Origin of the sequence: Streptomyces sp. NPDC002790 (assembly GCF_040295505.1) — a bacterium.
GTDB lineage: Bacteria > Actinomycetota > Actinomycetes > Streptomycetales > Streptomycetaceae > Streptomyces.
In genome coordinates this window covers 14,190-35,091 of record NZ_JBEOVM010000059.1, presented here as the reverse complement: position 1 = coordinate 35,091, position 20,902 = coordinate 14,190, and the positions used below count along the sequence as shown (strand labels likewise).

Genomic DNA, 20,902 nt, shown 5'->3' with positions numbered 1-20,902 from the left:
GCCCGAACCTGACATTGCACGCCATCCCGCCGATCCGGCGTGAAATACGGCGTCTCCGTGCATTTTTTCGATCGTCCTGAGCGGCACTTCTGTCAGATCGTTGCGATAACCGGGCAATCGCATGGCTATTCGTTGCAGATCACTAGCATGTCCGCGTATTTGTCTCGTGGGCCGTCATGGATGAGGTGAGGGATGGCCAGCACTGGCTCGGCATCTGCCGGTACGGTCCCGGTGCAACAGCTCCGGCCCGGCGACCACGCCTTTGTCAGTTATGACGACGATGACGCGGGCCGTGACGTGGTGTCCGCTTTCGCCTGGACGGGTGTGGTGAAGCGGGAGAAGGTGATGATCTTCGCCGCGCCTCAGCTGGCCGAGGGCGAGGTGTGGAGACGGCTCGACGTGCCGGGCGCTCTGCTGGGCGCCGCCCGCGAGCGCGGTCAGTTGGTGGTCAGCAGCATGCGCGCGCTCATTCACCCCGAGGACGGGTTCACTCCCGATCGGCAGTGGCAGCGCATCACGCAGGAGACCGACCGTGCCCTGGCCGAGGGCTATCGCGGGCTGCGCGCCTATATCGACATGCACTGGGTGGGGGACCTGAACGCGGACGTCGAGGTGATGATGTATCGCGAGTCCCACGCCCACCACTTGTTCACCGAGCGCCCCTATACGGAGATCTGCGCCTACGACAGCCGCTGGTTCACCCCCGCTGTACTGGCGGCCATGCACCAGACCCACCCTTGCCGACTACTGCCCCATCTGGGCGCCTTGCACGTGGAACACGCGGACGGCGCGGTGAAGTTGGCGGGCGAGGCCGACCTGGCTACACGTGAGCAATTCATCGGTGCCATGCGCGAGGGACTGAGACGCAGTGGCGAAGCCCGGCATCTGACCGTGGACCTGTCCGGTCTGATCTTCCTCAGCGCGGGCTGTGCGGTGGACCTGCTGCGGCTGGTTCGGGCCCATACCGATGGGCCGGTCCAGGTGCGCTGCCAGCAGGTCACGGCCCGCGTACTGGCTCTGGCAGGTGCCGGTCATGTGCCCCATCTGGTGCTCAGTGAGGTGAGCCGCTGATGACGACCCCGCCCGGCCCCCGCGAGGTACCTGTTGTCACCCTGCTGGAATCCCGCTTCGCCCAGGACGACCTGCCCCGGCTGCGGATGCTCGTCGAGCAGCATGCGGACCGCGAAGGGCTGACCGAGCCCCGGCGGGGCGAGTTCATCGTGGCGATGGACGCCGTGGCCGTCAATGCGGTCGAGCACGCGGGCGGGGGCGGCACACTGGTGTTGCAGCGCAGCAACGGCCATCTCTCCTGCCACATCCATGACTTGGGCCCCGGTTTCAGCGCCACGGTCATCCCTGAGCCGGCTCCCGGGCTCGACGGCGCCGCGGACGGGCGCGGGCTGTGGCTGGCCGGCCTGCTCACCGACGACCTCACCATCACTGCGGGCCCCAGCGGAGCCACAGTGACCTTGACCGTGCAACTGCCCCACTGAAGCGCGACAGGGGCCCTCACCGAATACTCAGCGCCAGGCAGAAGTCGACGCGGTCGCGCAAGGTGGCCAGGCTGTGCCCGGTGAGCTCCTCCACCCGTCGCAGGCGGTAGCGCAACGTGTTGACGTGGACGTGGAGTTGCTCGGCGCAGCGCTGCCAGGATCCGGACGCGTCGAGGAACACGGTGAGCGTGGCCACGAGGTCGCTGCCGTGGTCGGCGTCGTAGCGTTCGACGACGCCGATCAGCCGGTCGCGGTAGAAGCGGCGTACGTCGTCGGGGACGGCCGCGAGCAGGAGTTGGTACGAGGAGAGGGCGCCGCGCTCGGCGGTGCGGACGGTGCCGGTGCCGAGGGCGGCGACCCGGAGCGCGTTGCGGCCCTCCTCCAGAGAACGGCGCAGACCGGCCGCGCCGGTGGTCGGCCCACCCGTGCCGATGGCCGCGTGGCCGTCGGCCAGCAGCGGGGTGAGCCGTTGCGCTGCGTCGGCCGTGTCGTGGTCGTCGGCCGGTACGAGCATGAGGTGGGCGCCGCCCTCGACGGGAATCGGCACCGAACAGCCCGGGTGCCGATCGGCGACGTCCTCCAGGACGGTGGCGGCGAGTTCGGCCCCGTACGGGCTGCCGGTGGTGCTCACGTAGACCGCGCTCAGAGGGGCTTCAAGCGTGAGCCCGAGGCTCGTGAGGCGGGCGGCGGCCGCCTCCTCCCGGCCGTCGGTGAGCAGGTCGACGGCCTCGCGCAGGAAACGTGCCTCGATGCGGCGGCGTTCCTGCGTGGCCGCGCCGTCGAGCGCGAGCAGCGCGCACACCTCCCACGCGGCGTCGGCCACGCCCGGCGCCCAGTCGCGGTAGTCGCCCGAGGCGGCGAGGTACCCGGCGGGCGGGCGGTGCGCGGCGGGTGACTGGACGGGGAACAGGGTGAGTTCGCCCTGGCCGGGGACGGATCGTACGGCGGGGAAGCCACCGGCGCCGAGCGCGTCGTGGTGGGCGCGGGCGAGTTGCCGCTCGCTCATCGAGGGGACACCGCCCGCCCGTGGCACACCGGTCGCGGAGAGCACCGCGCACCACACACCGGTGGCCCGCGCGAACACGTCGATGAGTCCTTCGGCGCCCTCGCCAGCGGCCATGCTCGCGACCAGGCCGCGGTGCAGGTTCGCGGACGGCGCTCGGCGGTGGCCGCCGCCGAGCGCCGCGAGCACGGTCTCGGTGAGCGCGGCGAACGACACGTCGTCGTCGACGGTGAGCAGCGTCAGGCCGTGCCGGGCACAGGCGTCGGCCAACGGCTCGGGCAGCGCGCCGACATCCGCGGTTCCCGCGACGAGCGCGGCGACTCCGGCCCCGGTCAGGGCGGCGACGAACACATCGGCGTCGCGCGGCTCTTGGTACCAGGTCGTGCTGGTCAGGACGAGTTCACCGCCGTCGAGGTAGCGTCCCGGGTCCGGCAGGTCGGTGGTGTAGACGCCCCGGACACGCGGGCTCTCGGCGCGGGGCTCCACGACGGGCTGCAGCCCGAGCCTCGACATCGCGAGCAGTTCGGCGAGCTGCACCGGTCGGCCTCCTCGACGCCGCCCACGTACGGGCCGGCGACTCGTGTTACAGGGATGCACACCGGCGTGCACGGGGTTTGGAGCATAGTACGGGCCCGCCGCGCGAAAGCGGCCGTGCGTCTGGAGAGCTGTGCAATCCCGCTCGGGCGGCGCCGCCGGTTCACTGAGGGACGCAACGAGCCGCATGCCCACCCGCACCTCCCCCGCTCCCGTACTCCCCCGTCCTGTATTGGTGAGGAGCCATCATGCGCGCCGACCCCGAACGTCCCTCGACCGTCGAACCTCCCTCAGCCATCGAACGTCCCTCGGCCATCGAACGCCTGGGAGCCCAACCCGTCCCGCTCACACGTCGGCATGGCCGCCCCTGGTCACTGTTCACGCTGTGGTTCGGCGCGAACGTGCAGTTCGCGACGCTCAGTGTGGGCGCCCTTTCGACGTCGGTGTTCGGCCTCGACCTGCTGCCCGCCGTCCTGGCGATCCTCACGGGCACCCTGCTCAGCTCTGCCCTGGTCGGCCTGTTCTCCACGCGCGGGCCGCTCACCGGTGTGCTCCAACTCGTGCAGTCGCGCGGCCCGTTCGGGCGGCTCGGGAACCTGCCGTCCGCGGCGTTCACCGTCGTCAACGGCGTCGGCTGGTGTGTCGTCGACTCGCTCCTCGGCATCTACCTCCTGCGGGACCTGACGGGCATCGGCTTCGCCCCGGCCCTCGCCCTGATGGCACTGGCCCAGGTGGGCATCGCGGTCGTCGGCTACCGGCTGATCCACACCGTTGAGCGGGTGCTCGCGGTGGTCCTCGTGGTGGTGTTCGCGGTGATGTCGGCGTACGGCTTCGGGGCGGCGCGGGCGACGGCGCCCGTCGACCCGGCCGACGGCTCAACAGCGGCGTTCCTGCTGGTCGTCGCCGTCACCGCGGCGCGCGTGCTCGGCTGGTCCGCGTACGCGTCCGACTACAGCCGCTATCTGCCGCGGCAGAGCCGGCCGCACCGGGTCTTCCTCGCGGCGGGTGGTGGCTGCGCGGTCGCCGGGGTGTGGATCGGATCGCTCGGTGCGGCGCTCGGCACGGCGGGCGGGCTCGACGACCCGAGTGCGATGGTCAGTGGCCTGCTGCCGCACGCGCTCGGCACGGTGGTGCTGTTGTGCCTGCTGCTCTCCACGCTCGCCTCCACGGTCATCGACCTGTACTCGGGTGCGATGGCGGCGCTCGTCGCCGGGTTCGCCCTTGCGCGCTGGGTGTCGGTGCTCGTCGTCGGCGGCCTCGGCACCGGGCTCGCCTGGTACGCGGGGCACGGTGACTTCGCGACGCAGCTCAACGACTTTCTCCTGATGACGGGTTACTGGCTGGCGCCGTGGGGTGCGGTGATGATCGTCGCGTACTGGGGGCGGGGGCGGCGCGCGGTCGCGGACCCGTACGACCCGGGGCACCGCTTCGGCCGGGGCCTGCCCTGCGTACTGCTCGCGGTCGCCGCCGAGCTGCCGTTCATGAACCAGTCCCTGTACACGGGGCCGTTGGCCGCGGCGCATCCGGCGCTCGGCTCGTTCGGCCTGTTCGTCGGGTTCGCGGTGGCGGGCGTCGCGTACACGGTGCTGTGCCCGCGCCCCCGCGTGCCCGAACTGCCCACTACGTACGAGACGTTGAGGAGCCAGACATGACCACCACGGCCGCATCCACCGCACCCACCGCACAAGATGAGCTGTTCCTGCGAGCGGCGATCGCCAGGGCCGCGCAGGCCCGCGACGCCGGCAACCACCCCTTCGGCGCGCTGCTCGTCCTGGACGGGGAGCAGGTTCTGGAGGCCGGCAACACCGTTGTCACCGAACGGGATGCCACCGGCCACGCCGAGACCAATCTGGTGCGCCTCGCCACGCGCGCGTACGACCGTGGCGCGCTGGCCCGCGCGACGCTCTACACCTCCACGGAGCCGTGCGCGATGTGCACCGGAGCCGTCTACTGGAGCGGCATCGGCCGGGTCGCCTACGCCCTCGGCGAGGACGAACTCCTCGCCCTGACCGGCGCGAACCCCGAGAACCCGACGATGGCCCTGCCCTGCCGGGATGTCCTGGCCAGCGGTCAGCGCGCGGTCGAGGTGGTCGGCCCGTGCCTGCACGAGGAGGCGTCCGCCGTCCACGCCGGGTTCTGGAACTGAGTCCGCTGCCAACGGAATTGAACCCGCCGCCGCCTCCCGCACCGGTCTTGAGGAGCACACCATGTCGCCGCACCGCACACTCATCCACAACGGCATCGTCATTCCCTGCGACGGCACGAAGGCCGTCCTGGACCCCGGTTCCGTCCTCCTGGAAGGCGACCGCATCGTCGCCGTCGACCGCCCGGAGGCCTTCGCCACCACCGACGCCCAGGTGATCGACGCAACCGGTCACGCCGTCATCCCCGGGCTGCACAACACCCACCTGCACTCCGGCCTGTTGCGCGGCACCGCCGAGTCCAAGTCGCTGTGGGACTGGCTGCGCGACTACGTGGACCCGGCCCACAAGGCGCTCACCCCCGAGATCGCCGAGGCCGCGTCGCTGCTGTGCTACACGGAGTCGCTGCGCGCGGGCACCACATCCGTGATGGACATGTGGCGTCACATGGAGGGCTCGGCGCGCGCCGCCGAACAGGTCGGCATCCGCGCGACTCTCGTCCCCTACGTCGCCGATCTGCCCGGCTACGACTACTTCGAGTCCCTGGAGACCAACCGCCGCCTACTGGACACTTACCGCACGTACGCGGGCGGCCGGGTCCGCTCGTGGGTCGGTCTCGAGCACCTCTTCTACTGCAGCGAGGACGCCTTCCGGGCGGCCGCCGCCCTGGCCGAGGAGTTCGACACCGGCCTGCACACCCACTCATCGGAGACGACCTGGGAAGTCGAGGAGTCGGTACGGCAGTTCGGCCGCCGCCCCATCGAAGAGTTCCACCACCGCGGCATCCTCGGACCGTGCACCGTGGTCGCCCACTGCGTGTGGCTCGACGACCGCGAACTCGATCTGCTCGCCGAGACGGGCACGGGCGTCGCCCACTGCCCGTGCTCCAACATGAAGCTGTCGTCGGGCCCGGCCCGCGTCGCCGACATGCGTGCGCGAGGCATCGCCGTCGGTATCGGCAGCGACGGCGAGAAGGAGAACAACAACCTGGACCTGCTGGAGGAGATGAAGTTCGCCTCTCTGCTCCAGAAGGTCACCTCCCTCGACCCGACGACCGGCGACCCGTGGGACATCCTCGACATGGCCACCCGGGACGGCGCCCGCGCCCTGGGCCTGGACGGCGTCACGGGTTCGCTGGAGGCGGGCAAGCGGGCCGACGTGGTGACCGTCGACCTGCGCCGCCTCCACACCACTCCCCTCCTCCACGGCGACGACTTCAACGCCGTCCCCCACCTGGTGTTCTCCGCGTCCGCCGCGGACGTCGACCAGGTGTGGGTCGACGGTGAACTGCTCGTGGACGGCGGGACGGTGCGCTCCGTCGACACGGAGAAGGTACGTCTGGAGGCGCAGGCCGCGGCCGAGGACCTGTTCCGCCGCCGGGCGACCCTCACGAAGGGACTCGTGGGGTGACACACCCGGCACCGCTGAACACAACTCCACGGAACCAGGCGGGACTCAGCCGCGGTCCGGCGGCGCTCACTCCCCCTGCCACTCCCCAGGCTGAAGCATCCCGGCCAGCGTGGCGTAGGAGTGGGACCAGGTCCATTCCGTCCGGACCCAGTGGCGCCCCTTCTCGCCCATGCTGTGGGCGAGTTCGGGGTTGCGGAGGAGTCTGGTGAGTCGGTCCGCCGTCGCCGCCACCGAGTGGCCGTCGACGACATGGCCGGTCTCGCCGTCGCGTACCGCGTCCGGGGCGCCGCCTGAGTCGCCTGCCAGGACGGGGAGTCCGGACGCGGCGGCTTCCAGGTAGACGATGCCCAGGCCCTCCACCTCCAGGCCGCGCATGCGGGTGCGGCAGGGCATGGCGAAGGCGTCGGCGGCGGCGTAGAAGGCGGGGAGGGTGTGGTGGGGGTGGCCGCCCGCGAAGACGACCGCGTCCAAGACGCCCTCCGTCACGGCGAGTTGGCGTAGTGCGGCGGCGTACGGTCCGTCGCCGACCAGGAGGAGCATGGCGTCGGGGACGGTCTTGCGGATCCAGGGCAGGGCTCTGATCAGAGTGTCCTGGCCCTTGCGTGGCACCAGACGTGCGGCGCACAGAATCACTGGCCGCCGGCCCAGACCGTAGCGGGCCCGCACCGGGCCGCCGTCCAGACCGGGGCGGAAGGCCGTGGTGTCCACGCCGGGGACCAGACGTGCGGTGCGGGTGCCGGGAGCCAGGGCCGCTTCGATCGGCCGACGGGTGCTCGCGCCCAGCCAGGTCACGGCGTCGACCTGTGTGCCGATGCGGTGCAGCAGGCCGCGGGCGCCGGGGGTGCGGGCCCACCACGCCTCGTGGCCGTGTGTGGTGGCGACGGCGGTACGGATGTCCGTCGTCGCCCGCAGGCGGCCCGCCATCAGCCCGAGGGGCGCTGCCGCGCCGAACCACACGCGGTCGCAGCCGTACCGGCGGGCCACGGACGCGGCGTGTGCGGTGGCTCGAGGGGTGGGCAGGAGGGTGCGTCCCCGGTGGCGGATCACCGGGTAGGAGAAGGTCTCGTCGGATACCGAGGCCGTCGGCGTCAGTGTCGGTGTCGGTGTCGCAGCCGGCGTCGAGGTGAAGACGGCCACCTCGTCGGGCGGGAAACGGTCGGCCAGTTCGCGGACGAAGGTCTCGATGCCGCCCTGGCGGGGCGGGAAGTCGTTGGTGACGATCAGCGTACGGCTCATGCGAGGGCCTTCTCCCTGGTGTCCGTGGTGGGGGTGAGGGTGGCGCGGCGCCGTGGTGCCCCGTACGCCGTCGCGCCGAGCACCAGCGGATGGACGAGATAGCCGAAGCGCGTCGCGGGCATCAGGGCGATGGCGAGGCCCAGGCCGAGGGCAAGCCGGACAGCCGCCGCCCGTGCGGACTTTGGTGGTCGGACCATCACCGACACCGCGAGCAGGAGCGCGCTCACCGTGAGGAGCGTGAGCGTGATCACCGTGCCTCCGGGGACGTACGTGGCGAGCAGTTGCCCGGGCAGTGGACTCGCGGCGGGCGAGGTGGTGTCGGTCAGGCCGAGTGGGAAGGCGCCGACGTTTCGGTAGAAGCCGGCGGGGTCGATGAGGGCGAAGGGCAGCACGGCCGCCGTCGTGGTGGAGAGCGCCACGGCCGCGTACCGCAGCGCGGGCCGCCCGCCCTGGCACGCCGCGATCAGTGCGAGCACCACGGGAAACGCGGGCCAGGCCGTCCACTTGAGGGCGGCAGCGACGCCGAGTACCAGGCCCGCCCGGCCCGGCCGGCCCCGTTCGGCGAGGACGAGCCCGAGGCACATCAGACCGACCACCGGCAGGTCGACTCCACCCACCGCGAGCGGCAGCGCGACCAGCGGGCAGGCGAACAACCACCCCCGGTACAGGCCGCCCGCGACGAGGCACACCACGAAGGTGCCGCCCAGCCACCAGCGGGCATCACCCGGCAGCACACCGAAGAGCGCCATGCCGGGCAGGTACGGGTTGAAGTCGGCGACGGCCACGGGATCGGTGACGTACGGACTGCCCGTCGTGAACAGGAGATGCCCCGACCGTTCGACGACCGTGAGCTCCAACTGCCCGAGCCCCGCCGCCACTTGCCAGACGAGCGGCACCATCACGGCCCCCACCACCGCGACCGGCCGGGCAGCTGGGCGGGAGCGCGCGTCGCAAGCCAGGACCGCCGCGAGCGCGTAGCCCCCGGCCGCCGCCGCGCCCCACACCTGGTGCGGCCGCAGATCCGAGGCCAGGGCGAGGCCCAGCGCGGCGACGGCACACGCGGCCCATGCGTACGGCTCGTACCGCGCATACGGCGCAGGCAGGATGTGCCGCACGTACCGTTGAAGGCTTCTGGTCATGTCCGTCGACGCTACGAATCCGCGGGCCGGAGGGCGTCAACCGTGGCTCCGCACCTGTGACTCAACCCGTGGCATGACATCCGCCGCCGACCTCAACCCGTGCGGTGACGCGCTTGCCCGCGCCGACCTGGACCATGGACGTATGAGTACGCCCCTTCAGCAGCGGTTCCGCGCCTGGATCGCCGCACCCGCCTACCCCTGGGTCACCGGCGGCGCCCAGACCGTCGGCGCCGTGGTGGAGTTGGTCTTCTTTCCCGGGTCCGTGACCACCACGATCGGGGTGCTCGTCTCCGCCGCCTCGCTGGTGTGGCGGCGGTCGTTCCCGCCGGTCACCGTGCTCACTGTGGCCGCGGGGCTGATCGGGTTCGCCGGGGACGTCAACCTGTACGTCTCGATCGTGGTGAGCGGGTTGATCGGCTGCTACACCCTGGGCCGTAACCGGGTGTTGCACCCCGCGATCACCGTCGCGGGCGGTGCACTCGGGGCGCTGTGCGTGAACCTCGTACACATCAACACATGGGCCGGGATGAACCTGCCGGTGCCCGCGCTGTGGGAGCACGATTCCCTGAGCCTGTTCGCCGAGTCGCTCCTGCTGACCGTGGTCATCTTCGGGGCCGTGATGATGGGTGACGCGGTGCGCTCCCGGGAGGAGACCCGCAATGAACGGAACCTGGCGCAGGGCCAGTTGATCGCGATGGAGCGACAGCAGGCCGCAGAGGCCGAGCGGGCCGCCATCGCCCGTGAGCTGCACGACATCGTCTCGCACTCGGTGTCGATGATCGCCGTGCAGGCCGAGAGCGCCACGTACACCACCCCGGGACTCACCCCCGACGCCCGGGACGGCTTCCAGCAGATCGCCGACACCGCCCGTTCCTCGATGGCCGAACTGCGCCGTCTGCTCGGCGTACTGCGCACCTCCCAGGGGCAGGGCGACACCGCCCTCACCGCGCCGCAGCCGACGCTCTCCCATCTCGCCGAACTCGTCGAGCAGCACCGGGTGGTGAGTGGCGAGGCCGAGCTGCGGGTCACGGGCACGCGGGTGTCGCTGCCCGCCGTGTGGGAGCTGTCCGCCTACCGGATCGCCCAGGAGGCGCTGACCAACGCGCGCAAGCACGCGCCCGGCGCCCGTACCGTGGTGGAGATCGACTACGGCGCGGACAGACTGCTCACCCTGCGCATTCACGACGACGGCCCGGGACCCGGTTCCGGTCCGGGCTCCAGTGCGGGCCACGGTCTGACCGGGATGCGGGAGCGGGCGGCCCTGGTCGGGGGCCGGCTCACCGCGGGCGCGGGCCCGGACGGAGGGTTCCTGGTGGAGGCAGAGCTTCCCTGGGAGGCCAAATGATGGACGCGGAGAAGGAGTTGGGTGTGATCAGGGCATTGGTCGCCGACGATCAGGCGGTCGTCCGCACCGGCTTTGTGAACCTGCTGGGCACCCAGGAGGACATCGAGGTCGTGGGCGAGGCCGGGGACGGGGCGCAGGCGGTGCGCATCGCCGCCGAGACCCGGCCCGACCTCGCGCTCCTGGACATCCGGATGCCGAACAAGAACGGCATCGAGGCGGCCCGCGAGATCCTGGCCGCCTCCGACGGCACGACCAAGGTGCTGATGCTGACGACCTTCGGCCTCGACGAGTACGTGTACGACGCGCTCGCGGCCGGAGCGGGCGGCTTCCTCCTCAAGGACGCCACGTTCCCCGAACTGCTGCACGCGGTACGGGTGGTGGCGGCCGGCGACGCCCTGCTCTCGCCCGAAATCACCAAGCGGGTGATCAGCACATTCGTGCATGCGCGCGCGTCACGGATTCCGGCCCACTCCGTGGGAGAGCTCACGACGCGCGAGGCGGAGGTGCTCACGCTGATCGCACGAGGGCTGTCCAACGCGGAGATCGCGGGACGCCTCACCATCACGGATCACACCGTGAAGACCCACATCAACCGGCTCTTCGCGAAACTGGAGCTCCGGGACCGGGCACAGGCCGTGATCGTCGCGTACGAGTGGGGACTGGTTCAGGTGGGAACCGGCGTCAGCCCTTCGCGTCCTGCCCCGAGCGGTTCAACGGCAGCCCTTCCAACTGTTCGATACTCCTGTTGAGTTCGCCGAGCAGGGTCAGGAACTGACGCGTCGCCTGGTCCGTCCATTGCGTGGCGTCGATGAGGCGTGCGGCGCCCTCGAGGTTGATGGCCCGGTCGACCCGGAGTCGGTCAAGACCCAGGGGGGTGGGCCGATACTTGCGTGCCATGCCGCCATCGGGGTCAGGGAGGCGCTCCACCAGGCCCTTGTCGAGCATGGCTCCGACCTGCCTGCTGATGGTGGACATGCCGAGCTGGAAGGTGTGTGCCAGCTCCTTGAGCGTGAGCGGCTCGCCGGCCTGCAGGCGGGTGAGCAGAACGTAGGCGGAGCGTTCCAGGGTCAGGCCTGCGCGGGGGCCGCGCGAGGAGACGAAGTGGCGGGACAGGAGCGTCAGCTCCCGTTCGAAATCGTCGAGTCGGCGCTCCCGCTCATCCATGCCTCTGCCCTTCCTGCGTCAACGCGTCGCTCCATCATCGCGCACGACTGCCCCGCGCTCCGACAACCTCGGCTTGTGCATGATGCAATTGATGTGCATGATGAAACTATATTGCATGATGCACATCAAGTGGTGCCCTGCTCTCCCCCACACATGAGCATTGGAGTAATGCGTGAGCGCAGACCTGTCCGCAGGACAGCCCGCCGTCACCTATCCAACCGAGCGCGCCTGCCCGTTCAGCCCGCCGGCCGAGTTCGCCGAACTTCGCGCCGCTCAGGGTCTGCCGCGGGCCCAGGCCCTGGAAGGGGCCCAGCCGCGGTTGATCACTCGCTACGAAGACGCCAAGGCCGTCTTGTCCAGCCCGAGCGTCTCCGCCCGGCTCGACCACCCGGGATTCCCCCTGTTCAGTCCCAGTGACGTCCAGCAGCGGGACGACGGGACGGAGAGCCTGATCCGCACCGACGACCCCGACCACCTGGTCCAACGCCGCCGCCTGGCGCGACACTTCACGGTCAAGCGCGTCAACGCCCTGCGCGAGGACATCCAGCGGACGGTCGACGAGGCAGTCGACGACCTGCTGCGGGCAGGCCCGTCCGCCGACCTGATCGAGCTGGTGGCTCAGCCCATCCCGGCCCGGGTCATCTGCCTGCTGCTGGGCGTGCCGTACGCCGATCACACCTTCTTCCGGGACGCCGCCACCCGTGCGCTGGCCGGTCACGCCGACCCGGCCGACGTACGTACCGCCCTGGGTGAACTGGCCGCGTATCTCGACGCGTTGGTGGACGAGAAGCTTCGCGACGCCGACGGTGACGACGTGCTGACGCAGCTGACCCGGGATCTGCTGGTGCCCGGCACCATCGACAGGCCGGAACTGATCACCATCGCCATGACGCTCCTCGTCGCGGGCTTCGAAACCACCGGCAACATGATCGGCCTCGGTACGGCACTGTTCCTGCGCCATCCCGAACAGCGGGACCTGTTCCTCGCCGGGGACGAGGCGGCGCAGGCCGAGGCGGTCGAGGAAACGCTTCGCTACCTGTCCGTCGCCCATCACCCCCGGCAGTTCGCCGTCACGGAGGACATCACGGTCGGCGGCTGCCCCATCCGCGCCGGGGACGGCGTGCTGATCTCCCTCCCCTCGGCGAACCGGGACGCGGCCGCCTACGACGATCCGGATGTCTTCGACGTGCGGCGCCAGGCGCGCGGACACCTCGCGTTCAGTCACGGCACACACCAGTGCCTCGGCCAGGCGCTGGCCCGCCTGGAACTGCAGTTGACGTTCCGCACCCTGTTCACGCGGGTGCCCACACTGCGCGCGGCCGACGCTTCGCGCCCGTACGACGTCAAAGCGAACGGCCGTGTGCACGGCCTCAGCTCGTTCCCCGTCGCCTGGTAGGAGGACCTCAGATGAATATCACCATTGACGAAGACAAGTGTGTCGGAGCGGGCCAGTGTGTCCTGGTCGCCCCCGATGTGTTCGACCAGCGTGACGAGGACGGCGTCGCCGTTCTCCTCTCCGAGGAGACGCCGGAGCAGGAACGTCCCCGCGTCGAGGAGGCCGGCCGGATCTGCCCGGCCGCGGCGATCCTGTGGGACGGCCAGTGAGCCGGCACATCGTCATCGTCGGCGCCGGCGCCGCCGGTCTTTCCGTGGCGGAGGAACTGCGACGCCTGGGTTACGACGATGCCCTCACCCTCGTCGGCGCGGAGGACCACCCGCCGTACGACCGGCCGCCCCTGTCCAAGCGTTTCCTCAAGGGCGAGGCAGGGGCCGAGCAGCTCCGGCTGGCAGCACCCGACGCTCTGGAACGGCTCGATGTCACCGAGCACCGGGGGCGCCGGGCCGTCGCCGCGGATCTCGTGGCACGCACGGTCACCCTGAACGACGGAACAGTAGTGCGCTACACCGACCTGGTCGTCGCCACCGGCGTCACGCCACGCACCCTGCCGGATACGGCGGAGCTCTCCGGGGCGGTGACACTCAAGACCCTCGACGACGCGCAGGCCCTGGCCGGGCGGCTGCGTCCGGGACAGCGGCTGGTCGTGGTGGGCGGCGGGTTCCTGGGTACGGAGACGGCGTGGACGGCGCTGAGTCTGGGGTGCGACGTCACGCTGGTGACCCCGACACCCACCGTGCTGCCGGGGCTCGGCGACCACGTCGGCACCCTCGCCGGGGAACGGCTCACCGCGGCCGGTGCCACGATCGTCACCGGGGCGACCGTCGAGAAGGTCCACCACGACGGCCAACTCCCCCTCGGTGACGGCCTCGAGGTCCTGCTCGACGACGGCACGCGGCTCACCGCCGGGACGGTCCTCGTCGCGATCGGCTCGACGCCGGACGTCGACTGGCTCACCACCACAGGGCTCGACCTGTCCGACGGCGTCCGGTGCGACGCCGTCGGCCGCGCCGCGCCGGGTGTGCACGCCTGCGGTGACGTCGCGGCCTGGTACCACCCGCAGCGCGGTCGGCACCTGCGCCTGGAACACCGGATGCACGCGGGTGACCAGGCCCGCGTGGTCGCGGCGGATCTGCTGGAGGAGCAGCGGGAGTTGGAGTGGTTGCCCTTCTTCTGGACCGACCAGGGGCCGCACAAGATCGTCGTCCACGGGCTCATCACACCCGAGACGGAGTTCGAGACCCATGAGGTCGACACGGACCACGATCGCTTCACCGGCGTCTACCGGGACCGGGCGGACGGGCGGGTGTCCGCCGTCCTCGGCTGGAACGCCCCGAAGCAGGTCCTTCGCCTGCGCCGCGAGCTGCTCACCAACCCGGCACCCGCCACCGCGTCCACGTCCGGCTGAGCGCACGGCCGCCGCCGGGGAGTGCTTCCAGCACCCCCCGGCGGGACCTCACGCGTCGGTGCGGATCACCACGTCCAGGGTGCGTGGCCCGTGCACGCCCTCCACGCGCTCCAGCTCGATGTCGGAGGTCGCCGACGGGCCGCTGATCATGGTCGTCGGGCGCTCCGGGACCAGCCGCGCCAGGGCCTCGGGCACACCGACCTCCACGGTCGACAGGTCGACGACACAGACGTGGAGGTCGGGCACGAGGGACAGCGCACGGCGGCCCTGTCCAGGGGAGGCGTCGAGGAAGATCGTGCCGGTCTCCGCGCAGCTCACCGCGGACGATGTCACCACACCGTCCAGGGCGTCGAGTCGCGGCGCCGGCACGTCCGCGGTGTCCTCGCGTACCGTGCCGTCGAACGCGCCGAGCCAGGACGGATCCAGGCCCGCCGGCACACCCACCGTGCGGGCCCCGCGTCCTGCGAGCACCCGTGCGATCGTGGCGGACGTCTCGTCGGCGGTACAGGTGACCACCGTGGCCTTGTAGTCGACGAGTCGGTCGACGAACAGGTCGAGCCGCTGCGCGTCGGGCAGCGTGCGCCCGGTGTGGTAGGACCGTTCCACGGTCACGTCGGGCTTCGGTGCGAGGGTCAGAGCGTCACGGACCCGGCCGAGCACGGTCGTTCGGGCGTCGGCCTCGGTGCCGGGGGTCGTCGTCATCGCTGTTCCTCGGGGTTCTCGGCGGCTGCCGCGCCCTCGGCGGCGGCCCGGCGCAGCGTGTCCTCGCCCTCGGCGGAGGCCAGCCACGAGCGGAAGGTCTGCTTCGGCGGCGCGGGGGTGTCCCGGGTCGCGCTCCAGCCGTCGAACGGCGGCGGCAGGTGTGTGATCTTCCGGTCCTTCCCGGCGATCACCCGGCCCAGCCCGGCGGCCTTCTGCGCGCCCGCGTACACCTTCGGCCGGGACATCACCGCGGCGGCCGCCTTCATCGCCAGCTTCTCGGCCGTCGTCCCCGAGCGCTCGGTGTTCTGGTGGCGCAGCTCGACGAGGAGCGAAGGGATGTCGATCTTCACGGGGCAGGCGTCGAAACAGGCCCCGCACAGGCTGGAGGCGTACGGCAGCGAGGAGTTGGGGTCGTCCTTCGCCTCGTGCATACCCGCCAGCTGCGGGGTGAGCACCGCCCCGATCGGCCCCGGGTACGTCGACCCGTACGCGTGCCCGCCGGCCCGTTCGTACACCGGGCAGACGTTCAGACAGGCCGAGCAGCGAATGCAGTTGAGGGCCTCACGGCCGACGGAGTCCGCGAGCGCAGCGGTCCGACCATTGTCCAGCAGCACGAGGTGGAAGTCCTGCGGCCCGTCGCCCGGCGTGACACCGGTCCACAACGACGTGTACGGGTTCATCCGTTCACCGGTGGAGGAACGCGGCAGCAGCTGGAAGAAGACCTCCAGGTCGCGGTAGCGGGGCAGCACCTTCTCGATGCCCATGACCGTGATCAGGGTCTCCGGCAGGGTCAGACACATCCGCCCGTTGCCCTCGGACTCGACGACCGACAGGGTGCCGGTCTCGGCGATGCCGAAGTTGGCCCCGGAGACGGCGACCTTCGTCGTCATGAACTTCTCGCGCAGATAGGCCCGCGCGGCGGCCGCCAGATGCTCCGGTACGGAGTCGAGCCCCGGATCGACTCCGGGGATGCCGTCGAGGAAGATCTCGCGGATCTCGTCGCGGTTGCGGTGGATCGCCGGCACCAGGATGTGCGAGGGCTTGTCGTGTGCCAACTGCACGATGAGCTCGGCCAGATCGGTCTCGTGGGCCTGGATCCCGCGCTCCTCCAGGTGCTCGTTGAGCCCGATCTCCTGGGTGGCCATCGACTTGACCTTGATGACCTCCTTGCTCTTCGTCGCCTCCACGAGCCGGGTCACGATCTCGTTCGCCTCGACCGCGTCCCGCGCCCAGTGGACGGTGCCGCCTGCCGCGGTGACCCGCTCCTCCAACTGCTCCAGCAGCTCGGGGAGGCGGTTCATCGTGTCCGTCTTGATCGCGGAGCCGGCCGTCCTGAGCTGCTCCCAGTCGGGCAGCTCGGCGGTGACCGCGAGCCGCTTGGTGCGGATGGTGTGTGTGGCCCTGTGTAGGTTGCCGCGCAACTGTTCGTTCTGCAGCTCGGTGTGGGCGGCCTTCGGGAACTTCTGGTCGCCGCGCAGGTTCCCCGCCCCGTACGGGGCGCGCGGCGGGGCGGAGGGCATGCCGAGGAAGGTGTTGCTCATCGGGCGGCCTCCGTCAGGGCGCCCGGGGCGTCCACGGTGTGCGGGGTGGTGCGGGTGGCGGCGAGGATCTGCGCGAGGTGCAGCGTTCGGGTGCCGGAGCGGATCCGGGACAGGCCGCCGCCGATGTGCATCAGGCAGGAGGCGTCACCGGCCGTGCACACGTCGGCCCCTGTGTCGCGCACGTTGGTGAGCTTGTCCTCGAGCATCGCGCTGGACGTGTCCGCGTTCTTCACGGCGAACGTGCCTCCGAAGCCGCAGCAGGAGTCGGCCTCCGGCAGCTCCACGAGGTCGATCTCGTCGACGGCGCGCAGCAGTTGCAGCGGCTTGTCGCCGACGCGCAGCATGCGCAGCGAGTGGCAGGTGGGGTGGTAGGTCACCCGGTGCGGGAAGTACGCGCCGACGTCCACGGCGCCGAGCACGTCGACGAGCAGTTCGGACAGCTCGTACGTCTTCGCCTTGACCTGCGCGACCCCCGAGCGCAGCGCCGCGTCCCCGTACCGCTCGGCGACGATCTCGTGCTGGTGGCGCACCGATCCGGCGCAGGACCCGGAGGGCATCACGACGGCGTCGATCGAGGCGTCGCCGAACTGCTCGGCGAAGTTCCGCACCAGGGGCAGGGGCTCGCGCTGGTACCCGGTGTTCACGTGCATCTGCCCGCAGCAGGTCTGGTCCGGCGGGAACACCAGTTCGTGACCGAGCCTGCTGAGCAGGACGGCCGTGGCCTTGACCGCGTCAGGGAAGAGGGTGTCTCCCAAGCACGTGGCGAAGAGTCCGATACGCAAGGGGGACCTCCACGATCTAGTCTCGCGATCCGATTTACGGTCCGACCATACTACTGTCGCTCCAAACTCCGGCCAGGCGCCACCCTCCGTATGGGAAGGACATCTATTTGGTCGGACCTCATTGACATCGGGTGTTACCGAGTGCGCTACTGGACGCGCCCGCCGCCCGGAGCGGCCGGCACCCGAACGGTCAGTAGGCGGCAGCCGCGACCGTTCCCCACCGCGCCCCGTGGGCGCGAACCCCTGAGCCCGCATGGTCCGGAACTCGACGAGGAGTACTTTTCGTGGCCTCAGCATCCCCGGCGGTCCTCGCCGCCTTCACCCCGGACGTGCACGCCGTCGGCGGCAGTCTCGCCGGCACCGCACTCCTCGGCCTCGTCCCGCTGGCCGCGTTCTTCGTCCTGCTCATGGTCGCCAAGCGGCCCGCACTGCAGTCCGCGCTCGGCGCCCTGCTCACCGCGCTGCTCGTCGCCGTGTTCGGCATGGGCATGCCCGTCGACCTCGGCCTGCTGTCCGCCACGCAGGGCGCCGTCTTCGGCCTCTTCCCGGTGATGCTCATCGTGGTCGCGGCCATCTGGTTCTACGAACTCACCGTCGTCAGCAACCGCTTCGAGGACCTGCGGCGCTCCTTCAGCGCGGTCGGCCGCGGGGACCTGAGGGTCCAGGCCATGCTCATCGCGTTCTGCTTCGGCGGCCTCCTCGAGGCGCTCGCCGGGTTCGGCGCCCCCATCGCCATCACCTCGGCGATGCTGATGGCGCTCGGCCTGCCGCCGCTGCGCGCCGCCGTCACGGTCCTCGTCGCGAACACCGCACCCGTCGCCTTCGGCGCGATGGCCATCCCGATCACCACGGCCGGCAACCTGACGGGCATCCCTGCCGACGAGGTCGCCGCCGTTGTGGGCCGGCAGAGCCCGCTGCTCGCCCTGTTCGTCCCGACGCTGCTGCTCTTCCTCGTCGACGGGTGGCGCGGCGTGCGCCAGTTGTGGCCGATCGCCGTGGTCACCGGAGCCGTCTTCGGCGTCGCGCAGTTCTGGTGCTCAAGCCACTTCGCGTACGAGCTGACCGATGTCGTCGCCGCGCTCGCGGGCTTCGCCGCTGCCGTGCTCATGCTCCGCTTCTGGAAGCCCGCCACCCCCGACGACCAGCGTTCCCGGGTCGAGGCCGAGCGGCTCACCCCGCGCCGCGTCACCCTCGCCGTGCTGCCGTACCTGCTCGTCATCGTGATCTTCGCGCTCGCCAAGCTGAAGGTGGGCGGCGTCGACGTGCCCGCCGCCCTTGCCCACTGGAACATCGAACTCCAGTGGCCCGGCCTCTACGGCGAACTCCTCGCGCCCGACGGCACCCCGGCCGGCAGCGCGGTCTACAAGCTGGAGGTGCTCGGCAACCCCGGCACCCTGCTGATCCTCTCCGGCCTGCTCGTCACCCTGATCTACCGCGTCACACGCAGCAGGCAGTACCCGATGACGGGGTGGATGGCGCTGCGCGCGGCGGGCCGCACGGTGACGAACATGCGCGTCGCCATCGCCACCGTCGCGACCGTGCTGTCCCTGTCCTACGTCATGAACCAGTCCGGTCAGACCGTGGCCATCGGCACCTGGCTGGCCGCGGCCGGCGGCGCCTTCGCACTCCTGTCGCCCTGTCTCGGCTGGCTCGGCACCGCCGTCACCGGCTCGGACACCTCGGCCAACGCGCTCTTCGCGACACTCCAGCAGACCGCGGGTCAGAAGGCCGGCATCGACCCGACGCTGCTCGTCGCCGCGAACACCTCCGGCGGCGTGGTCGGCAAGCTGGTCAGCCCGCAGAACCTGACGATCGCCGCGACCGCCGTCGGCCAACCCGGCAGCGAGCGCATCCTGCTGCGCAAGGTCGCCGGCTACAGCCTCGGCATGCTGGCCGTCCTGTGCGTCCTCGTCTACCTGCAGTCGCTGCCGGCGCTGTCCTGGATGCTGCCGTAACGTTGCCCGGCCCTAGGAACGCTTCTTGGCCCGGGGCCTGGACCGCGGATCGGCCGGGCCGCCGCCCTCGACGAGCGTGCCGTGGAAACCGCGGATGTGTTCCTCGACGAGGTCGGCGGCGCGGCCGCCCTCGCCGGCCCGGACCAGCCGCAGTAGTTCGGTGTGCTGCTCGTTGAGCGCGCGGGCCGTGCTCGGCCAGTCCTCGCCGGTGGCCTCTTCGGCCTTGAGGATCAGCGTCCGCACCGACTCCCGCACGGCGGAAGTCAGCGTCGAGATCAGGTCGTTGCCCGAGATGCGGGCGATGTGGACGTGGAACTGCGTGTCCAGGTCGTTGAACTCGCCGACGGTCAGGCCCGGTTCGCGCATCCGCTCCAGGATCTGCGCCGCTTCGGCCAGTTGTTCCTCGTACGCGGAACGAGCAGCCGCCTCGAAGCTGGAGCGCTCCAAGGTCACCCGGGCCTCCATCACATCCTCCAGGCTGTAGCTGCCGAGCGCGACGTGCAGTCGCAGCAGCCTGCCCAGAGCGTCGTCCGGGTTCTGCACGATGCGGGCGCCCGCATCCGGGCCGCGCCCCACGGTGGCCACCAGGACGCCGATGGTCTCCATGACCCGGAGCGCCTCGCGCAGCGCCGACCGGCTGACCCCGAGCACCGGGGCCAGCTCACGCTCGGGCGGGAGCCGGTCGCCGGCCTTGAGCTCACCGGCGAGCACCTGCTCCTCGATGCTCTCCAGGACGAGCTCATGTGTCCGCGACTGCCTGACCGGACGCCATTCCGCCACTGTCGGCACCTCCCCAACCCGCTCGCTGTATCGGAACCTCACTATGGCACAACTGGCGTAAGGTCCGACCATTGAGTCGCATCTGCCGGATTCGACGACGTTCGTCCGTCACCAGGTGAGCGCGTCGTCCATGTTCTGCTGCCAGTACGTGACCGTGATGGTGCTGTCGACGTAGGCGCCCTTGGCGGGCAGAGCCGGGTGCGAGGTGCCCACGGACCCCTTGCCGGAACGGCCCTGGAAGTTGACGGCGATGCTCTTCTCCGTGTGGCCGCCCTCGCCGCCACCGTCGGCGGAGGACAGGTTCACGGCCGAGTAGCCGGACTCGCCGGGGGACAACGTGACGACCGCCTGCGGCTGCGAGTCCTCGATGACCGGCGGCACGGACTGGGCCTCGCCGAACTGCACGGCCGGGTAGCCGTAGAGGTAGCAGCCGGTACTGCCGGTGTTGGTGACGGTGAGCAGCATGTGGTTGACGGGGCGGTTCACCGGCGCCGCGACCGTCTTGGTGTTGGTGTCCGTGCAGGTGACCAGCTTGGTGGAGGCGGAGCCCTTGGAGTCGGCGGGGGCCTGGGTCGCCGCCGCGTCCTTCGAGGCGGGGGCCTCCGTGGCGGGCTCGCCGTCGCTGTCGCCGGATCCGCTGGGGTCGGTGCCACTGTCGCCGGTGCCGCTGTTGTCGCCTGCGGGCCCCTCAGAGGCGGTGGGCGACGCGGTGGAGGAGGAAGGGGCGGACGCGCCCTCGTCGTTGACGCCCGTTCCGTCGTTGCACGCGGTCAGGGAGAGTGCGGCGAGTGCGACGGTCGCGGCGGCGGTCATCAGACGGGTGCGGGAGTTCCGGATGCTGGACATATGAGTGCGCCCTTTCGGTGTCTTGCT

Annotated in this window: 20 protein-coding genes; 11 read left to right on the top strand and 9 right to left on the bottom strand. The window is 70.9% G+C overall.

Annotated elements, in window-relative coordinates; translation table 11 throughout:
* Positions 1-192 precede the first annotated feature (192 nt).
* Together ABT004_RS23690 and ABT004_RS23685 are read left to right on the top strand one after the other, a co-directional pair.
* Positions 193-1,071, top strand: coding sequence for an MEDS and STAS domain-containing protein (locus ABT004_RS23690; protein WP_351340287.1), 879 nt, complete (start codon positions 193-195; stop codon positions 1,069-1,071).
* Positions 1,071-1,493 carry an ATP-binding protein gene (locus ABT004_RS23685; protein WP_351340284.1) on the top strand — a complete coding sequence of 141 codons (423 nt, stop codon included), beginning with the start codon at positions 1,071-1,073 and terminating at the stop codon, positions 1,491-1,493. Before ABT004_RS23690 ends, ABT004_RS23685 begins: the two co-directional genes overlap by 1 nt.
* 16 nt (positions 1,494-1,509) lie before the next feature.
* Here ABT004_RS23685 and ABT004_RS23680 read toward each other — a convergent pair whose 3' ends face one another.
* Complete coding sequence (locus tag ABT004_RS23680; protein WP_351340282.1) at positions 1,510-3,033, bottom strand: PucR family transcriptional regulator; 1,524 nt, start codon at positions 3,031-3,033, stop codon at positions 1,510-1,512.
* Positions 3,034-3,278: 245 nt separating this feature from the next.
* Here ABT004_RS23680 and ABT004_RS23675 point away from each other — a divergent pair, with 245 nt between their 5' ends.
* The 3 genes from ABT004_RS23675 to ABT004_RS23665 all read left to right on the top strand — a co-directional run bounded on the left by ABT004_RS23675 (position 3,279) and on the right by ABT004_RS23665 (position 6,581).
* Positions 3,279-4,682 (top strand): purine-cytosine permease family protein, encoded by a 1,404-nt coding sequence (locus tag ABT004_RS23675; RefSeq protein ID WP_351340280.1) that lies wholly within the window; start codon positions 3,279-3,281, stop codon positions 4,680-4,682.
* A complete protein-coding gene (locus ABT004_RS23670; RefSeq protein ID WP_351340277.1) occupies positions 4,679-5,176 on the top strand; it encodes a nucleoside deaminase in 498 nt (165 codons plus the stop codon). The genes ABT004_RS23675 and ABT004_RS23670 overlap by 4 nt, the downstream gene beginning before the upstream one ends.
* A 61-nt stretch (positions 5,177-5,237) precedes the next feature.
* On the top strand, positions 5,238-6,581 hold the full coding sequence (locus ABT004_RS23665) for an amidohydrolase family protein (RefSeq protein ID WP_351340275.1): 1,344 nt from the start codon (positions 5,238-5,240) through the stop codon (positions 6,579-6,581).
* Positions 6,582-6,647: 66 nt separating this feature from the next.
* On the opposite strand, the gene ABT004_RS23660 is transcribed toward ABT004_RS23665, so the two are convergent.
* Positions 6,648-7,817 (bottom strand): glycosyltransferase family 4 protein, encoded by a 1,170-nt coding sequence (locus ABT004_RS23660; RefSeq protein ID WP_351340272.1) that lies wholly within the window; start codon positions 7,815-7,817, stop codon positions 6,648-6,650.
* On the bottom strand, positions 7,814-8,956 hold the full coding sequence (locus ABT004_RS23655; RefSeq protein WP_351340270.1) for a glycosyltransferase 87 family protein: 1,143 nt from the start codon (positions 8,954-8,956) through the stop codon (positions 7,814-7,816). Before ABT004_RS23655 ends, ABT004_RS23660 begins: the two co-directional genes overlap by 4 nt.
* Positions 8,957-9,098: 142 nt before the next feature.
* Between ABT004_RS23655 and ABT004_RS23650 the strand changes: the two genes are divergently transcribed.
* Complete coding sequence (locus ABT004_RS23650; RefSeq protein WP_351340268.1) at positions 9,099-10,301, top strand: sensor histidine kinase; 1,203 nt, start codon at positions 9,099-9,101, stop codon at positions 10,299-10,301.
* Positions 10,298-11,050, top strand: a complete 753-nt coding sequence (locus ABT004_RS23645) for a response regulator (RefSeq protein WP_351340266.1) — start codon at positions 10,298-10,300, stop codon at positions 11,048-11,050. Before ABT004_RS23650 ends, ABT004_RS23645 begins: the two co-directional genes overlap by 4 nt.
* Here the strand turns inward: ABT004_RS23645 and ABT004_RS23640 are convergent.
* Complete coding sequence (locus tag ABT004_RS23640) at positions 10,983-11,465, bottom strand: MarR family winged helix-turn-helix transcriptional regulator (protein ID WP_351340263.1); 483 nt, start codon at positions 11,463-11,465, stop codon at positions 10,983-10,985. The genes ABT004_RS23645 and ABT004_RS23640 overlap by 68 nt on opposite strands.
* Before the next feature lie 172 nt (positions 11,466-11,637).
* On the opposite strand from ABT004_RS23640, the gene ABT004_RS23635 reads away from it, so the two are divergent.
* Genes ABT004_RS23635 through ABT004_RS23625 form a run of 3 tightly spaced genes read left to right on the top strand, consistent with a single transcriptional unit; the run spans position 11,638 to position 14,269 of the window.
* The gene (locus ABT004_RS23635) at positions 11,638-12,861 is read left to right on the top strand and encodes a cytochrome P450 (protein ID WP_351340260.1); all 1,224 of its coding nucleotides are present in this window, start codon (positions 11,638-11,640) and stop codon (positions 12,859-12,861) included.
* A gap of 11 nt (positions 12,862-12,872) precedes the next feature.
* Positions 12,873-13,070: a ferredoxin gene (locus ABT004_RS23630; RefSeq protein ID WP_351340257.1), complete on the top strand. Its 198-nt coding sequence runs from the start codon at positions 12,873-12,875 to the stop codon at positions 13,068-13,070.
* Positions 13,067-14,269: an NAD(P)/FAD-dependent oxidoreductase gene (locus ABT004_RS23625; protein WP_351340255.1), complete on the top strand. Its 1,203-nt coding sequence runs from the start codon at positions 13,067-13,069 to the stop codon at positions 14,267-14,269. Before ABT004_RS23630 ends, ABT004_RS23625 begins: the two co-directional genes overlap by 4 nt.
* 48 nt (positions 14,270-14,317) lie before the next feature.
* Here ABT004_RS23625 and ABT004_RS23620 read toward each other — a convergent pair whose 3' ends face one another.
* The 3 genes from ABT004_RS23620 to ABT004_RS23610 are packed head-to-tail and all read right to left on the bottom strand — an operon-like array spanning position 14,318 to position 17,294.
* Positions 14,318-14,971 carry a LutC/YkgG family protein gene (locus ABT004_RS23620; protein ID WP_351340252.1) on the bottom strand — a complete coding sequence of 218 codons (654 nt, stop codon included), beginning with the start codon at positions 14,969-14,971 and terminating at the stop codon, positions 14,318-14,320.
* Positions 14,968-16,512, bottom strand: a complete 1,545-nt coding sequence (locus tag ABT004_RS23615) for a LutB/LldF family L-lactate oxidation iron-sulfur protein (RefSeq protein WP_351340250.1) — start codon at positions 16,510-16,512, stop codon at positions 14,968-14,970. Before ABT004_RS23615 ends, ABT004_RS23620 begins: the two co-directional genes overlap by 4 nt.
* A complete protein-coding gene (locus ABT004_RS23610; RefSeq protein ID WP_351340247.1) occupies positions 16,509-17,294 on the bottom strand; it encodes a (Fe-S)-binding protein in 786 nt (261 codons plus the stop codon). The genes ABT004_RS23615 and ABT004_RS23610 overlap by 4 nt, the downstream gene beginning before the upstream one ends.
* A 284-nt stretch (positions 17,295-17,578) precedes the next feature.
* Between ABT004_RS23610 and ABT004_RS23605 the strand changes: the two genes are divergently transcribed.
* Complete coding sequence (locus ABT004_RS23605) at positions 17,579-19,249, top strand: L-lactate permease (protein WP_351340244.1); 1,671 nt, start codon at positions 17,579-17,581, stop codon at positions 19,247-19,249.
* 12 nt (positions 19,250-19,261) lie between these two features.
* Here the strand turns inward: ABT004_RS23605 and ABT004_RS23600 are convergent, their stop codons facing one another.
* Both ABT004_RS23600 and ABT004_RS23595 read right to left on the bottom strand, forming a co-directional pair.
* Positions 19,262-20,029, bottom strand: a complete 768-nt coding sequence (locus ABT004_RS23600) for a FadR/GntR family transcriptional regulator (RefSeq protein ID WP_451193412.1) — start codon at positions 20,027-20,029, stop codon at positions 19,262-19,264.
* Between the two features lie 108 nt (positions 20,030-20,137).
* A complete protein-coding gene (locus ABT004_RS23595) occupies positions 20,138-20,875 on the bottom strand; it encodes a DUF4232 domain-containing protein (RefSeq protein WP_351340240.1) in 738 nt (245 codons plus the stop codon).
* Positions 20,876-20,902 lie beyond the last annotated feature (27 nt).

Bases quoted from the DNA above. Each gene is read 5' to 3' on its own strand.
- ABT004_RS23690 (WP_351340287.1), top strand. From the start codon at position 193: ATGGCCAGCACTGGCTCGGCATCTGCCGGTACGGTCCCGGTGCAACAG.
- ABT004_RS23685 (WP_351340284.1), top strand. From the start codon at position 1,071: ATGACGACCCCGCCCGGCCCCCGCGAGGTACCTGTTGTCACCCTGCTG.
- ABT004_RS23675 (WP_351340280.1), top strand. From the start codon at position 3,279: ATGCGCGCCGACCCCGAACGTCCCTCGACCGTCGAACCTCCCTCAGCC.
- ABT004_RS23670 (WP_351340277.1), top strand. From the start codon at position 4,679: ATGACCACCACGGCCGCATCCACCGCACCCACCGCACAAGATGAGCTG.
- ABT004_RS23665 (WP_351340275.1), top strand. From the start codon at position 5,238: ATGTCGCCGCACCGCACACTCATCCACAACGGCATCGTCATTCCCTGC.
- ABT004_RS23660 (WP_351340272.1), bottom strand. From the start codon at position 7,817: ATGAGCCGTACGCTGATCGTCACCAACGACTTCCCGCCCCGCCAGGGC.
- ABT004_RS23655 (WP_351340270.1), bottom strand. From the start codon at position 8,956: ATGACCAGAAGCCTTCAACGGTACGTGCGGCACATCCTGCCTGCGCCG.
- ABT004_RS23650 (WP_351340268.1), top strand. From the start codon at position 9,099: ATGAGTACGCCCCTTCAGCAGCGGTTCCGCGCCTGGATCGCCGCACCC.
- ABT004_RS23645 (WP_351340266.1), top strand. From the start codon at position 10,298: ATGATGGACGCGGAGAAGGAGTTGGGTGTGATCAGGGCATTGGTCGCC.
- ABT004_RS23640 (WP_351340263.1), bottom strand. From the start codon at position 11,465: ATGGATGAGCGGGAGCGCCGACTCGACGATTTCGAACGGGAGCTGACG.
- ABT004_RS23630 (WP_351340257.1), top strand. From the start codon at position 12,873: ATGAATATCACCATTGACGAAGACAAGTGTGTCGGAGCGGGCCAGTGT.
- ABT004_RS23620 (WP_351340252.1), bottom strand. From the start codon at position 14,971: ATGACGACGACCCCCGGCACCGAGGCCGACGCCCGAACGACCGTGCTC.
- ABT004_RS23615 (WP_351340250.1), bottom strand. From the start codon at position 16,512: ATGAGCAACACCTTCCTCGGCATGCCCTCCGCCCCGCCGCGCGCCCCG.
- ABT004_RS23595 (WP_351340240.1), bottom strand. From the start codon at position 20,875: ATGTCCAGCATCCGGAACTCCCGCACCCGTCTGATGACCGCCGCCGCG.